The following is a 14,260-nucleotide window of genomic DNA, read 5'->3' as shown; positions in this document are numbered from 1 at the left end:
GGGGGAGCGTGCCGGGCGCCGTGGGTGCTGTGCGGGACTTTCAAAACACCCCCTAGTCGATCCGCAGCGTGAACCCGACCCCGTCCTCGCGCAGTTCGTCGAGCCACTCCTCGGACCGCTCCCCCGTCTCCGCCGCCCGGCTCAGCCCGGCGGGCAGGGAGCCGTCGAGGATGTGTCCGATCCCGAGGGCGAGGGGTCGGGACACGCAGCGGGCCATGGCGCTCTCCTCCTCGGTGCCGATGAGGTCGAGGAGGTAGCGGCCGGACCACCGCTCGCCCGATCCTGCGTGCACGTCGAGGGAGACGGCGAGGACGACCCGGTCACGGTCGGCCTCGGTGGTGGGGTAGCGCGCCGCCAACTCCCCGGCCAGCTCTGCGATGCGCCGGCCGTCGCTGCGGTCGAGTTCCTCGAAGACCGGCGCCCAGGCCGTCAGCCAGCCGTCGAGGCGGAGGGTGCCGCGCACGAAGGTCCGCGGCTTCCAGGCCGCCGGGAGGCCGTACTGCTGGACGAAGGGCACGCTGTCACGGTTGGGGTAGGCCTCGAAGGTCTCACCGTCGATGACATGGGGCCGGGTGGCCGTCCAAGGGCGGTCGGCCGTCGTCTCGGCGCCGTCCTCGATGTAACGGGCCGGTGAGCGCAGCGCGTTGAGTACCCCGGCGGGGGCCCAGCTGAAGCGGTACCTGAAGTCGTTGGGTACGGCCGGGACGCCGCCGCAGTACGAGGTCAGGGTGTACGAGGCGGCGGTGTCCGGGCCGATCTCCTCGCTCGCCCAGGCGATCAGGCTGTGCGCGAAGAGGTGGTCGATGCCCGGGTCGAGGCCCGCCTCGGTGAGGACGGTGACACCGGCCGCCTCGGCCGCCGGCACCTGGTCCAGGACCGCGTCCGACACATAGCTGGAGCAGGCGAAGTGGGCCCGCGCCGCGACGCACATCCCGAGCAGCGGCCCGTGCTCCGGCGCCGGGAGCATGGAGACCACGACGTCTCCCGGTGCCAGCTCGGCCGCCAGCGCCGCCGGCGTGTACGCGCGGGGCTCGGCGCGGCCCGTCAGGCCCAGCGCGGCCAGGGCCTGGGCGGCGCGCTCCTCGGTGCGGTGCCACAGCCGTACCCGGGCGGCGGTGTCGCACAGGGACGCCAGACCGCTGCCCGTGGAGAGGCCGGCACCGACCCAGTGGACGGTGCCGCTCGCCGGTACCGGCTCAGTCATCGGACAACTCCCCTCCCATGATGCCGAGTTCAATGCTGAGTTCACTGCACGCCTGGCGGAACCGGTCCAGGCAGCGGCCCCACGGTCCGCCGGTCTCGAAGGCCGACAGCTGCGGCAGCAGCGCGGCCGAGAAGTCGGTGCTCGCCTCCCGGGGCAGCAGGGAGGGCAGGTTGTCGATGGCGATGACGTCGAGCGGGGGGTGCTCGCGCAGCCGCCGTACGGGGTGGTCCCACTCCGTGGTCGTGTCGTAGATCGGCAGCACGTTCATGGGTGAGCCGACGTCGACGGTGACGTCGGAGATCGTCCTGAGCCGGCGGTCCGGCTCGTCGAGGTCCTTGTCCGTCAGGAAGGGCGGCACCGGGCTGGTCGTCAGGACGGTGTTGACCATCAGCTCATGGGCGAGCAGGGCCGGTCGGTCCAGGGCACGGGTCTCGGCGAGGTCCCAGCAGGTCGGCTCGACACCGGCCTCGCCGAGCGCGGCGCGTGCGCCTCGGCCGCTGCGGCCGAGGGCGCCGATCACGAGGGCACTCACGTCGCCCCGGGAGGCGCGGAGTTCGGCCTCCATCGCCTCCTTCGTCGTGGGTACGAGCGGGGTGGCGAGAACGCCCCGGTGGTGGAGCACCGCGAGGGCCGCGCCCAGGTAGCCCGCCCAGAAGCCGAAGGCCGCGAGCCTGCGGCCCTGGTCGTCCACCAGGTACTCCAGGTCGAGCAGCACCCCTCCCCCTCCCGCGAACCTCCGCAGCAGCGCCTCGGCGCCGGGCTGCCCCTTGTAGGCGTGCCCGAAGAAGACATGCCGGTGGGTCAACTCGGCGGGTTCATCGGGGAGTTCCTTCAGGCCCACGATCACCGCGTGCGGCGGTGCCGACACCCACGAGCCCGCCTCGGCGACACGGCAGCCGGCGTCCTCGTACTCCTCCAGCGGGAAGATCCGCTGCGGAGAGTCCTCGACGGTGATACTCACCCCGCTCTCGATGAGCCCCCGGGCGTCGGACGGCACGATCGGGGTGCGGCGTTCGGTGGTGCGGGTCTCGTGGCGGAGCCACAAGTGGAGCTGGGTCATACGAGGTTGGCCTCCGGGCGCAGGGCGTCGGCTGTGAAACGGTCGACGCTCAAGGGGCTGATGTCGACGAAGGGTACGCGGCCGAGGTACTGGTCGCGGACGACCTCGCCGACCGCCGGGCCCTGGAGGAACCCGTGGCCGGAGAAACCGGTCGCGTAGAGGAAGCGGGAGCAGGAACCCGCCTCGCCGATGAGGGCGTTGTGGTCCGGAGTGATCTCGTACAGGCCCGCCCAGCCGCCCGTCCGGCGCAGGTCGAGCAGGGTGGGCGCACGGTGCTCCATCGCCTCGCACAGGCGGGGGATCCAGCGGTCGTGGGTGTCGGTGGCGAAGCCGGGCCGCTCGTCGGGGTCGGACATGCCGAGGAGCAGTCCGGGGCCCTCGGTGTGGAAGTACAGGCTGCTGGTGAAGTCGATCGTCATGGGGAGGTTCGGCGGGAGGCCGGGGACCGGTTCCGTCACCGCGATCTGGCGGCGCAGAGGCTCCACCGGAAGATCCACGCCCACCATGGCGCCGACTGACCGCGACCAGGCGCCGGCCGCGCAGACGACCGTGTCGGTGACGATACGGCCCTTGCTGGTGACCACCGCCGTGATCGTGTCCCGCCAGGTCTCGATGCCGAGGACCTCGCAGTGCCGCAGCACGGTCGCCCCGTGGCGGCGGGCCCCGGCGGCGTAGCCGTGGACCACGGATTCGGGGGTGCAGTGCCCGTCGTCCGGCGAGAACGCGGCGGCGAGCAGTCCGTCGGTGCGGATCAGCGGGGAGAGTCGCTGGGCCTCGGCGGGGTCGATCATGCGGCTGGGTACGCCCAGGTCGTTCTGCAGCTCCACGCTCGCCTCGAACCGGGCGACCTGGTCGGGGGTCGACAGCAGGAAGAGGTAGCCGACCCGGTGGAGTCCGATGTCGTGGCCGAGTTCCTGCCCGAAGCGCTCGAACGCCTCCAGACTGCGGGCGCCGAGCTGGATGTTGAGCTCGTCGGAGAACTGGGCGCGGACCCCGCCGGCGGCCCGTGCGGTGGAGCCGGAGGCGAGTTCGTCGCGTTCGACGAGGACGACGTCCTCCACGCCCGCGGAAGCCAAGTGGTAAGCGATGCTCGTACCCATGACACCGCCGCCGATGACGACGACCCGTGCGCTGCGGATCAAGAACGTGACTCCTTTCGCCGGGGCATGGCGGCCCCGCTGACCGGGCCACCCGACGGAGTCAGGTCTTCCACCACCGGCGAACGTTCATGCGGAGCACGCGAAGACGAACCCCCGGCGGGCGCGGCGGCCGGTGCCGGGTTCACCCGTGTACGGCCGCCGCGCGAACCCCGCGGCGTTCGAAAAGGAGCGGTCGGAGAAGCGGTCGGGAGCGGCGGTTCAGGAGGAGCGGACCACCGCGTCCAGGTGCGGTAGGTAGTGGTCCAGCCGCTCGCGCTTGGTGCGCAGGTAGGTGATGTTGTCCTCGCACGGCGTGATCAGCAGGGGCACCTGCTCGGAGACCTTGATGCCGTGGCGCAGCAGCGCCTCCCGCTTGCGCGGGTTGTTCGACATCAGCCGCACCGACCGTACGCCGAGGTCGTGCAGCATCTCGGCGGCCACCCGGTAGTCGCGGGCGTCCACCGGCAGACCGAGGGCGAGGTTCGCCTCGACCGTGTCCAGGCCCTCCGCCTGGAGCTTCATCGCCTGGAGCTTGGCGAGCAGGCCTATGCCCCGGCCCTCGTGACCCCGGAGGTAGACGAGAATGCCGCGACCCTCGGCGACGATGGCCCGGAGCGCGCTGTCGAGCTGTTCGCCGCATTCGCAGTGCTGGGAGCCGAACGCGTCACCGGTCAGGCACTCGGAGTGCAGCCGGATCAGAATTTCCTCGCCGCCGCTGATGTCGCCGTACACCAGCGCCACTTGTTCCTCGCCGCGGTCCTGGTCGAGATAGCCTACGGCCTCGAAGTCGCCGTAGGTCGTGGGCAGCGGGGCATTCACCACGCGTACGGCACCGGAGGACTGGGCATTCGCGCCGAGTACGCCAACATTTTCTGTCATGATCTGGTTCCTATCTGGTGAGTCCTGACGTCATGCGAAAATGACGGAGCATCAGCAGAGACGAAAGGCCGTGAAAAGATGAGCAGTTCGAGTCTTGTACCGAGGGACACCACCGCGGATGTCCGCGCGCGGGGTGCGGAGGCCGGCCGACAGGTCGCGGTGCTTCCCGTCGGCAGCTACGAGCAGCACGGCCCGTATCTGCCACTGGCCACCGACACGCTTGTCGCCTGCGCCATAGCCCGGGAGATAGCCGCCGCGTATCCGGTGCACCTCCTGCCGCCCGTGACCATCGCCTGCTCGCACGAGCACGCGGCCTGGCCGGGCACGGTGAGCATCTCCGCGACGACCCTGCACGCGGTGGTCCGCGACATCGCCGCTTCGCTGCGCCGCTCGGGCGTCGAGGCGCTCGTGGTGGTGAACGGACACGGTGGGAATTACGTCCTGGGCAATGTCGTCCAGGAATCCACCGCGGAGGGACATCGAATGGCGCTTTTCCCGGCCATGGAGGACTGGGACGCCGCCCGCGAACGAGCGGGCGTGGAGACCTCGTTGCTCAGTGATATGCATGCGGGAGAAATTGAGACCTCCATACTTCTGCATTGCCATCCCGAATTGGTCCGGCCCGGTCACGAGACCACCGATTTCCTTGCCGACGACCGCCGTCATCTGCTCTCCCTCGGTATGTCGGCCTACACCGATTCCGGTGTCATCGGCCGTCCGTCGCTGGCAACCGCCGCGAAAGGGAAGGAGTTGCTGGCGGGGTTGGTCGATTCCTTCGGGGCGTACTTCTCCGTGGTCACCTCGTCCGCCGTAGGCTCCGACGACTGACGGCGCGCCCGCAGGGAGCCGTACCAACGGCCGACGAGCACGAGGACCCCGGGCAGGCTGGCCACGAAGCTGAGCACGCCGTACACAACGGCCACGGTCAGCCCCTGGGAGGCGCCGAGGCCCGCGGCGCCGAACGACCAGGCGGTGACGCCTTCCCGGGGGCCCCAGCCACCGACGTTCAGCGGCAGGCTCATGGCGATCAGGGCCAGCAGCGCGAGCGGCAGCACCTCCAGCCAGGTCGCGGCGGATCCGGCGACGCGTGCGGAGAGCAGGAACATCGCCACGTACCCGGCCAGCACCACCACCGAGGAGATCAGCACCGCCAGTCCGCTGCGGCGGGTCAGCAGCGCGTCACTCGACTCGGCGAGCAGCACCCGGAGGCGGCGGCCCCGGCCGCCGCGCCCGCCCGGCGCCCGGCCCATCCGGACCGCCGCCCAGATCGCCACCGTGCCCAGCGCGACGAGCGCCAGCACGCCGGCCGCCTGGCGGGTCTGGTCCAGGACCGGGGAGGGCAGCGTCAGCAGGACCGTTACGCCCACGACGGCCAGCACCAACTGGCCCGCGGTCCGCTCGATCACCACCGCCCGCACCCCGCGCCCCATGTCCCCGGAGCTCTGCCCGTGCCGCACCGCCCGGTGCACATCACCGAGAACGCCGCCGGGCAGCGCCGCGTTGAGGAACAGCGCCCGGTAGTAGTCCGCGACGGCCGGCCCGAGCGGCAGGTTCAGCCCCAGCGCCCGCGTGACCGCACACCAGCGCCAGGCGCTGAACACGGTGGTCAGCACACCGATCGCGACGGCCGCGACCAGCGTCCCGCCGTCGATCCGCCGCAGCCCGTCGAGGAACACCCCTGTACCGAGCCGCCAGACGACGACGGCGAGGATGACGGTCCCGGCGATGGACCCGAAGTGGGCGCGCAGGGCGCGGGTGAACCTGGCGGTGGGGCGGGGCGGGGCGGCGGCTTCGAGGGCGTCGACGTCCAAGACGGCGTCGGATTCGGCAAGGCCGGTCGGCGACTTGGTGGCTGCCTCCGTACGACAGTCCACGCGGGACGAGGACGGCTTCACCTCCCGAGCCGATACCTCGTGCCGCTCTTCGACGAGCGCCACGGCGCCGTGGCTCACCCGGGCCCTCGCCGAAGGCGCGCTCGCCTTCACCCGCGCCCGAACCCCCCGTGGCCGTACGCGGACACGGCCGGCCGTCGTCGGCGCGGGGGCCGCGACCGCCTCCTCCACCCGTGCCGTCATGAGGTGCCGCCCGTCGGTCGGGGCAGGGCCAGCAGGTCGCTGTGGTGGACGACCGCGCGGAGTTCGCCGGCGGCGCAGGACCGGAGGCGGTCGCGGAGGTAGGCGTCGGCGCGCTCGGTGAGTTCGGGGCGCTGTTCGCAGGCCGCGGCGACCCAGCCGCGCAGCCACTCCTCGGTGAGCGCGATGTGGCGTCCGTCGAGCTGCCAGGGGCTCGGATGGACCCGTACCGTCGCGCCCTGCTGGGCGAACGCCTCGCAGGCCACGGTGATCGCGTCGGGGCCGAGCAGATCGCTGGCGCGCTGGTGGGCGTTGAAGGCGTCGGCGATCTCGGCGTCCATGGGGTGGGCCGGGACGAGGTCGACGCGGCCCACGACCGAGAGGGTCAGCAGGGCGGGGACGCCGGCGCCCGCGCAGGCCGCGGCGAGCGTCCCGATCTCCTCACGGGTGAGGACGTCGAGCAGCGCGGAGGCGGTGACCAGCGAGGCGCCGGCCAGGTCGTCCGCCGTCAGCCGTCCGATGTCGCCGCGCCGTGTGGTGACCGTGACGGGGCTGCCGTCGCCGGCCGCGCGGGGCGCCCGCGCGGTGGCCAGGCGCAGCAGGTCGGGGTCCTGGTCGTGCAGGACCCACTGCTGGGCGCCGTCGAGCCGGGGCGCGAGCCAGCGGCCCATCGAGCCGGTGCCGCAGCCGAGGTCGTGCACGACAAGGCCGGTGGCGCGGCGCGGCAGGTTCGCGAGGCGGATCCGCAGCGGGTCGAGCAGGTCCACCGCGCGGGCGTCGGCGTCGGCGCTCTCGCGCAACTCCAGCCACCGCGGCGCGTACTGGTGTCCTTCGGGCATCGGCGTGTCACCGCCGCGCCCCGCCATGCTCAGCGCCACAACGGGACCGGTCTTTTCGGCAGAAGTGGTCATGCCGCCCTCCGAGGTTCGTGCCGCAGCCGGCCCAGTACATGGGCGAGGCTGCGGGCCGTGGTCGCCCACCCGTCCAGCGCGGCCCGGCGCCCGCGCGCCGCGGCCTTCAGCCGACGCCGTACGTCGGCCTCCCCGAACCAGCCGCGCAGCTCCGCGGCGATGGCCGCGGGGTTCTCCGGCGGGACGAGGATGCCGGGCACCCCGCCGTCGGGGGCGCGTCCGACGGCCTCCGGGAGACCGCCGACGTCCGTGGCCAGTACGGGAATTCCACGTGCGAGGGCCTCGGTGACCGCCATGCCGTACGTCTCGGCGTAGGAGGTGAGGACCATGAGGTCGGCGGCGGCGTAGCTGGCGTCGAGTGCCGCGCCCGCCTGCGGTCCGGCCAGGTGCAGCCGGTCCTCCAGGCCGAACTTGGCGATCAGGGCGCGGATGTGGTCGACGTACTCCGGCTCCTGGTCGATGCCGCCGACGAGCACGCAGCTCCACGGCAGGTCGGTGACGGCCGCGAGGGCCTCCACCAGCCGGTGCTGGCCCTTGCGGGGGGTGACCGCGGCGACGCACAGCAGCCTCGAGACGCCGTCGGTGCCGGAGGCGAGGGGGGCGATGTCGGCGCCGGGGGCGGCGACATGGACCCGCTCGGGGGCGAGCCCGTGGTGTGACACGAGTCGCCGTACCGCCCAGTCGCTGGTGGCGATCACGGCGGGCACGCCCCGCAGGGTCGTCCGCTCCTTGGCGTCGAGTTCGGCGGCCAGCTCGGGCTCCAGGCCGGTCTCGTCGCCGAGCGGCAGGTGCACCAGCACGGCCAGGCAGAGCCGTTCGGCCTCGGGGAGGACGATCTCGGGGACTGAGCAGGCGACCAGGCCGTCGAGCAGGACGACGGTGCCGTCGGGGAGTTCCCGCAGCGTGCGGGCGAGTTCGGCGCGTGCCGTCTCGTCCGGGCGGGGCCAGCTGCCGTCGATCGCGTGCTTGTGTACCTGCCAGCCGAAGCCGGGCAGGTCGAGGCAGATCCGGCGGTCGTAGGCGTTGCCGCCGCTCGGGCGGGCGAGGTCGTCGACGCCGCCCGGCAGTACGAAGTGCACGGAGCGCAGGGACATGGGGACGATGGTGGCGTGCTTGAGCGCCGCGTTCTGCACGGGCACATAGCCGAGCCTCACTTGCTCTCCCCCGCCTGCCTGGGCGACGCCGCCGTTGGTCTGGACAGCGCTGCCGTATGGCTGGGCGGGGCCGGCGGCCGCCCGGTCGATGGTCACGTCGGTCACAGGGCACGCTCGTAACTCGCCCAGGCGATGTGCGACTCGTGCAGGGTGACGGTGATTCCCGCGATGCCCTTGGCGTTCTCGCCGAGGGCCCCCTTGTGGATCCGCTCGGCGAGCCGGTCCGCGATGACCTTCGCCAGGAACTCCGTCGAGGTGTTGGTGTTCGCGAAGTCCGGCTCGTTGTCGAGGTTTCTGTAGTTCAACTCGCTCACCACGGCACCGAGTTCCTGCGTGGCCAGCCCGATGTCTACGACGATGTTGTCGTCGTCCAGCTCGGCGCGCCGGAAGGTGGCGTCCACGAGGAACGTGGCGCCGTGGAGGCGCTGCGCGGGTCCGAAGACCTCCCCGCGGAAGCTGTGGGCGATCATGATGTGATCGCGGACGGTGATGCTGAACAACGGACGACCCTCCAGTGCGGTACGTCTGCCCCCGGGCCGGGGCATGCCGTGTAGTACGGCTGCTCCCTACCCGTTGTTCAGCCGAGTTCTGCGGTTTCTTGTGAGGTCAGCGTTCCGTTCGGGCAGTTCAGGGACGGGTGGGGCGGCTGCGCTGACTCATCGGTAGGTCACTCGGCGGCGTACCGGACCCGGTAACAGAGCCCCGGCAGCTCCCCGTTGGCGAGCTTCGGCATGACTTCAGGGAGTTCCTCGAAGGCGCACTCCCCGGTCACCAGCGCGTCGAAGCGGGCGTCGGCGAGGAGTTCGAGGGCGAGGGCGAGGCGGTCGGCGTACGTACGGCCGGGGCGTCCGGCCGGGGAGACGGTCCCGACCTGGCTGCTGCGAATGGTGAGCCGGCGCGAGTGGAAGGCCTCGCCGAGCGGCAGGGCGACGCGGCGGTCGCCGTACCAGCTCAGCTCGATCACCGTGCCCTCGTTCGCGAGGAGTTCGAGCGACCGTACGAGCCCTTGCTCGTTGGCGCTGGCGTGCACGACGAGGTCGCACTCCCCCAGAGCCTCCCCCGGCAGCGCGAAGTCCACGCCGAGCGCGCGGGCGATGTCGGCGCGCGCCGGGTCGGCGTCGACGAGTTGCACCCGCACCCCCGGGTAGCGGGCCAGCAGCGCGGCCACCGAGCAGCCGACCATGCCGCCGCCCACGACGGCGATCCGGTCACCGATGAGGGGCGCCGCGTCCCACAGCGCGTTGACGGCGGTCTCGACAGTCCCGGCCAGTACGGCGCGCGCGGCGGGCACGGACTCCGGTACGACGGTGACCGCGCTCGCCGGGACGACGTACCGGCTCTGGTGCGGATACAGGCAGAAGACGTTCCTGCCGACGAGTTCGTCCGGCCCTTCCTCGACCCTGCCGACGCTGAGATAGCCGTACTTCACGGGTGCGGGGAACTCGCCCTCCTGGAACGGCGCGCGCATCGCCGCGTACTGGTTCCCGGGCACCGATCCCCGGAACACGAGGGTCTCCGTACCCCGGCTGACACCGGAGTACAGCGCGCGGACCATGACCTTGCCCTCTGCGGGTCCGGAGAGGGTCTCCTCACGTATCTCTCCCTGCCCCGGGGAGCGGAGCCAGAAGGAGCGAGCTGTCGGTTTCATGTGCGTCTCCGTGAACGGTCGAGCGGTTCGCCACGTACGCAGCGGTGGGAGTCGCGGACACGCTACGCGGCGATGATCGTTTCTGTACACACACGTTCGGAAGGTTTGCGGTGGCCCTGATCAACACTTACGACGGCCGGCTGTTGCTCTCGGAGACGACCGTGGGCGCCGGTGCCCAGGTGCTGCTTCTCGCCTTCCTGGGCACCGCGATCGGACTGGGCCCGGCGGGCTGGCTGACCGGGCTGGCCTTCGGGCTCGCCACCTGGGCCGTCCTCAACCGCGCCCTGCTGCGCACCCGGACCCGCACCTTCGGCCCCGCCAACCGCGTCACCCTCGGCCGGGCGATACTCGTCGGCGCCGTCACGGCCCTGGTCGCCGACTCCTTCCAGAGCTCGCCGCCGGTCTCGCTGTTCGTCGGCCTGACCGCCGTGGCCCTGATCCTCGACGGCGTCGACGGCAAGGTGGCCCGCAAGACGGGCACCTCGACCGCGCTGGGCGCCCGCTTCGACATGGAGGTCGACGCCTTCCTGATCCTCGTGCTGAGCGTGTACGTCTCCATGTCGCTCGGCCCGTGGGTGCTGCTGATCGGCCTCATGCGGTACGTCTTCGTCGCCGCCGCCAAGGCCCTGCCGTGGCTGAACGGTTCCCTCCCGCACAGCATGGCCCGTAAAACGGTCGCGGCCGTCCAGGGCGTCTTCCTGCTGGTCGCCGCGTCCGGGCTGCTGCCGTACACGGCGACCTTCGCCCTGGTCGCCCTGGCCCTGGGCTCCCTGCTCTGGTCCTTCGGCCGGGACATCGCCTGGCTGTTCCGGACCCGGGAGGAGCGGACGGGCACGGGTTCCGTGTCGGAGCCGGAGCCGATGCACGTGGCCGTGCCCGTTGTGGCCGCCGCCGAGCGGCGTGAGGCCGAACTCGTCAGGAGCTGACCTCTCCGCGAGCCGATGTGATGAGGGGCCCGGCTCAGGGGCCCCGTCACACCGGAACCAGCGAGTGAGAGCGCCTGAGTAGTCAGCGCACTGTGAGGACGATCTTCCCGGTCGTGCGGTCGGTCTCCCCGAGGGCGTGCGCCTTGCCCGCCTCCTCCAGCGGGAACGTCGCCTCGATACGGGCCCGGAGCTGCCCCTTCTCCACCAGCTCGGCGATGGCCCGCATCCCGGCCTGGTCGGCCTCGACGAGCAGGGCCTCCAGCCGAACGCCCAGCTCGGCGGCCCGCTCGGCGTCCGCCTCGTAGCCGAGCGGCAGGATGGTGACGAGCACCCCGCCCTCCCGCAGAACGTCCAGGGAACGGCTGCGAACGTCACCGGCGAGGGTGTCCAGGACCACATCGACATCGGAGACGGCCTCCGCGAAGTCCGTGGTCCGGTAGTCGATCAGCTCGTCCGCCCCCAGCTCGCGCAGCAGTTCGTGCTTACCGGCACTGGCCGTACCGATGACGTACGCGCCACGTGCCTTGGCGATCTGCACGGCGAGATGACCGACGCCCCCGGCCGCCGCGTGGATCAGGACACGCTGTCCCGGCCGTACGTCGGCCGTGTCGACGAGCGCCTGGTACGCGGTGAGCGCGGCCAGCGGCAGGGCACCGGCCTCGACGTGGTCGATGTTCGCCGGCTTGAGCGCGAAGGAGCGGGTGGGCGCCTTGGCGTACCCGGCGTACGCGCCCGCCGCGTGCGGATAGGGCAGCATCCCGAACACCTCGTCACCCGGCTTGAACAGGGTGACCCCGAGGCCGACCTCCTCGACGGCCCCGGAGACGTCCCAGCCCAGCACGGACAGCGGGTCGGGGTGCCACAGTCCGAAGGCCCGGTTCTTCCAGTCGGTCGGGTTCACACCGGCCGCGTGTACCCGTACGAGGATCTCGCTCAGGCCGGGCACGGGTCGCGGCAGTTCGACCTCCTTCAGCACCTCGGGACCGCCGAAGACGTCCTGGCTGATCGCTCGCATGGTGGCACGGTCTCCGGTCTTGTTCTCAGTGGTTTCCGTCATGGCGTCCAGCCTGCGACGGCCCGGCGATCACGACAATGGCATGATTGCCATCATTCGATGGGATCGTGCCACGCGTCGTGTCACACTGTCCGGCATGACATCCACCCACCGTGTCGTGGTCCTCGTGCTCGACGGGGTGTACCCCTTCGAACTCGGCATGCCGAGCCGCATCCTCGGCGCCATCGACGGTCTGTACGAGGTGCTGACCTGTACCGTCGACGGTGGTCCGGTGCGTACGGCGGCGGACTTCGCCATCACCGTGGACCACGGCCCCGAGGTGCTGGACACGGCCGACACGGTGATCGTCGCCCCGTTCGCACTGTCCCCCGCGGCGGCCGAGTCGATGTCGACCGAGCTGCCGGGCCCTGTGACGGCGGCGCTGGCGCGGATCCGGCCCGGCACCCGGCTGGTGTCCATCTGCACCGGAGCCTTCGTGCTCGCCGCCGCCGGTCTGCTGGACGGTCGCCCCGCCACCACGCACTGGGCGCTCGCCGAGGCGTTCCGGCGCCGCTTCCCGAAGGTCGACCTGGACCCCGATGTGCTGTTCGTCGACGACGGCGACTTCCTGACCTCGGCCGGCGCCGCGTCCGGTATCGACATCTGTCTGCATCTGCTGCGCGAGGACCACGGCAGCGAGGTCGCCAACCGGGTGGCCCGGCGGTGCGTGGTGCCGCCCTGGCGGGAGGGCGGCCAGGCCCAGTACATCGAGCAGCCCGTGCCGCAGGACCCGGCCAACGGCACCGCTGCCACCCGGCAGTGGGCACTGGAACACCTCGATGCGCCGCTCGCCCTCGCCGACCTGGCACGGCACGCCCGGATGAGCCTGCGCACCTTCGCCCGCCGCTTCAACGACGAGGTCGGCATGAGCCCCGGCCGCTGGATCGTCCAACAGCGCGTGGCCCGCGCCCGCCACCTCCTCGAATCCACCGACCTCCCGGTCGACGACATCGCCACCCGAGTCGGCTTCGCCACCGGCACGTCCCTGCGTCAGCACCTGCACGCGACGATCGGCGTGTCACCGCTGGCGTACCGGCGTACGTTCCGGGCGGGGAACTGACCTTCCCTGAGCCCTGAAACGCCGGCTGTCCCTCCTATCCCGCCCCCGGAACGCCCCCGGTCCCCACCCCCGGTGGCATGTTGAACGGCGTCACCACCTGGATCGTCGACGGCAGGAACGGGCCCTCGTCCGGCAGGGCGTGGTGGGTGCGCATGATGGTCTGGCAGGCGCGGCGCATGTCCTGGCGGAGATCGTGGTGGAGCACGGCGGAGAGCCGGTGCTCCCGCAGCAGCCGGGTGTTGTCGTGGTCGAGGTCGTGCGCGACGAAGACGTACGGCTCCCGGCCGAGCGCGGCGAAGGCGTCGAGGGTCGCGGTGTTGCCGCCGCCGATCGAGTAGACGGCGCCGATGCCGGGCTCCCGCTTCAGCGCGTCGAGGACGAGCTCCCGCTGCGTGGCGTCGAGACCGTCGCTGTCGGTGACCTCGACGAGCGTCCGCCCCGGCTCGGCGGCCCGCATCGCCGCCCGGAACCCCATCTCGCGCTCCTCCTCGTTGCGGTAGAAACTCCGGCTGATCGTCACCAGCACCGCACCGGGCCGACCGCCCAGCCACTGCCGGAGCAGATACGCGGCGGTCGCCCCCGCGGCCCGGTTGTCGATGCCCACATACGCGCGGCGCGGGCTGCTCGGCAGGTCCGTCACGAAGGTGACCACCGGTATGCCGGCCGCGACCAGGCGTTCGACGGCGGCGGTGACCTCCGGCGTGTCGGGCGCTTTGAGGATCACGCCCTGCGAGCCGCGCCGGCCGATCCGGTCGAGCACCTTCACCATTTCCGAGGCGGAACCGGTCTCCCGGAAGTGGAACCGGGACCGCACGACCGCCGGGTGCAGGGACGGCAGTTCGGCCTCCAGCGCCTCCCGGACCGCCGTCGAGAACCGGTCCGGCGTCTGCATCACGATGTCGACCATGAACGTACGGCCGCCGATGCGCACCTGCGTCCGCTGCCGGTCCAGATCCCTGACCGCCTGGTGCACCTCACGGGCGGTGCTCTCCCGCACCCCGCCCCGGCCGTTGAGGACCCGGTCGACCGTGGCCTGGCTCAGCCCGGCCTGGCGGGCGATCTCACGGATCGTGTAGGGGTGTCCCATGGCTGCGCTTCCTTGAGGGGTTTTTGAGGGGCCTCTGCGGGTTGTATGAGGGGGTCCGCGCCCCAA

General features: G+C 71.8%; 13 protein-coding genes and 1 pseudogene. 3 read left to right on the top strand and 11 right to left on the bottom strand.

Annotated features, from left to right (window positions below):
* Window positions 1-52 precede the first annotated feature (52 nt).
* From F3T56_RS21455 to ribA, 4 genes are all read right to left on the bottom strand, one after another.
* The gene (locus F3T56_RS21455; RefSeq protein WP_149826827.1) at window positions 53-1,204 is read right to left on the bottom strand and encodes a saccharopine dehydrogenase family protein; all 1,152 of its coding nucleotides are present in this window, start codon (window positions 1,202-1,204) and stop codon (window positions 53-55) included.
* A complete protein-coding gene (locus F3T56_RS21450) occupies window positions 1,197-2,264 on the bottom strand; it encodes a saccharopine dehydrogenase (RefSeq protein WP_149826825.1) in 1,068 nt (355 codons plus the stop codon). Before F3T56_RS21450 ends, F3T56_RS21455 begins: the two co-directional genes overlap by 8 nt.
* Window positions 2,261-3,406, bottom strand: a complete 1,146-nt coding sequence (locus F3T56_RS21445) for an NAD(P)/FAD-dependent oxidoreductase (protein WP_149826824.1) — start codon at window positions 3,404-3,406, stop codon at window positions 2,261-2,263. The genes F3T56_RS21450 and F3T56_RS21445 overlap by 4 nt, the downstream gene beginning before the upstream one ends.
* A 216-nt stretch (window positions 3,407-3,622) precedes the next feature.
* Entirely contained in the window at window positions 3,623-4,282 is a 660-nt protein-coding gene (gene ribA / locus F3T56_RS21440; RefSeq protein WP_149826822.1) for a GTP cyclohydrolase II, read from the bottom strand.
* A 78-nt stretch (window positions 4,283-4,360) separates the two neighbouring features.
* Between ribA and F3T56_RS21435 the strand changes: the two genes are divergently transcribed.
* On the top strand, window positions 4,361-5,110 hold the full coding sequence (locus tag F3T56_RS21435) for a creatininase family protein (protein ID WP_149826820.1): 750 nt from the start codon (window positions 4,361-4,363) through the stop codon (window positions 5,108-5,110).
* A 59-nt stretch (window positions 5,111-5,169) separates the two neighbouring features.
* On the opposite strand, the pseudogene F3T56_RS48015 reads toward F3T56_RS21435, so the two are convergent.
* From F3T56_RS48015 to F3T56_RS21410, 5 genes and pseudogenes are all read right to left on the bottom strand, one after another.
* Window positions 5,170-6,357 (bottom strand): annotated as a pseudogene (locus tag F3T56_RS48015) (lysylphosphatidylglycerol synthase transmembrane domain-containing protein); the annotation flags it as partial.
* Window positions 6,354-7,220 (bottom strand): methyltransferase domain-containing protein, encoded by an 867-nt coding sequence (locus F3T56_RS21425; RefSeq protein ID WP_149826865.1) that lies wholly within the window; start codon window positions 7,218-7,220, stop codon window positions 6,354-6,356. The gene F3T56_RS21425 and the pseudogene F3T56_RS48015, both read right to left, overlap by 4 nt.
* A 41-nt stretch (window positions 7,221-7,261) precedes the next feature.
* Window positions 7,262-8,524, bottom strand: a complete 1,263-nt coding sequence (locus F3T56_RS21420; protein ID WP_149826816.1) for a glycosyltransferase family 4 protein — start codon at window positions 8,522-8,524, stop codon at window positions 7,262-7,264.
* On the bottom strand, window positions 8,521-8,919 hold the full coding sequence (locus tag F3T56_RS21415) for a 6-pyruvoyl trahydropterin synthase family protein (protein WP_009320081.1): 399 nt from the start codon (window positions 8,917-8,919) through the stop codon (window positions 8,521-8,523). The genes F3T56_RS21420 and F3T56_RS21415 overlap by 4 nt, the downstream gene beginning before the upstream one ends.
* Window positions 8,920-9,086: 167 nt before the next feature.
* Window positions 9,087-10,067 carry a zinc-dependent alcohol dehydrogenase gene (locus F3T56_RS21410; RefSeq protein ID WP_149826814.1) on the bottom strand — a complete coding sequence of 327 codons (981 nt, stop codon included), beginning with the start codon at window positions 10,065-10,067 and terminating at the stop codon, window positions 9,087-9,089.
* A gap of 110 nt (window positions 10,068-10,177) precedes the next feature.
* Between F3T56_RS21410 and F3T56_RS21405 the strand changes: the two genes are divergently transcribed.
* Window positions 10,178-10,993, top strand: coding sequence for a CDP-alcohol phosphatidyltransferase family protein (locus F3T56_RS21405; protein WP_149826812.1), 816 nt, complete (start codon window positions 10,178-10,180; stop codon window positions 10,991-10,993).
* A gap of 82 nt (window positions 10,994-11,075) precedes the next feature.
* On the opposite strand, the gene F3T56_RS21400 is transcribed toward F3T56_RS21405, so the two are convergent.
* A complete protein-coding gene (locus F3T56_RS21400) occupies window positions 11,076-12,050 on the bottom strand; it encodes an NADP-dependent oxidoreductase (protein WP_149826810.1) in 975 nt (324 codons plus the stop codon).
* 94 nt (window positions 12,051-12,144) lie between these two features.
* Here F3T56_RS21400 and F3T56_RS21395 point away from each other — a divergent pair, with 94 nt between their 5' ends.
* A complete protein-coding gene (locus F3T56_RS21395) occupies window positions 12,145-13,107 on the top strand; it encodes a GlxA family transcriptional regulator (protein ID WP_149826808.1) in 963 nt (320 codons plus the stop codon).
* A 34-nt stretch (window positions 13,108-13,141) separates the two neighbouring features.
* Here F3T56_RS21395 and F3T56_RS21390 read toward each other — a convergent pair whose 3' ends face one another.
* Window positions 13,142-14,194 (bottom strand): LacI family DNA-binding transcriptional regulator, encoded by a 1,053-nt coding sequence (locus tag F3T56_RS21390; protein ID WP_149826806.1) that lies wholly within the window; start codon window positions 14,192-14,194, stop codon window positions 13,142-13,144.
* Window positions 14,195-14,260: the final 66 nt, after the last annotated feature.

Origin of the sequence: Streptomyces tailanensis, from assembly GCF_008386495.1 — a bacterium.
In the GTDB taxonomy this organism is placed as follows: Bacteria; Actinomycetota; Actinomycetes; order Streptomycetales; family Streptomycetaceae; genus Streptomyces; species Streptomyces tailanensis.
The sequence above is the reverse complement of the archived record's forward strand: the minus strand, read 5'-3'. Positions and strand labels throughout refer to the sequence as shown.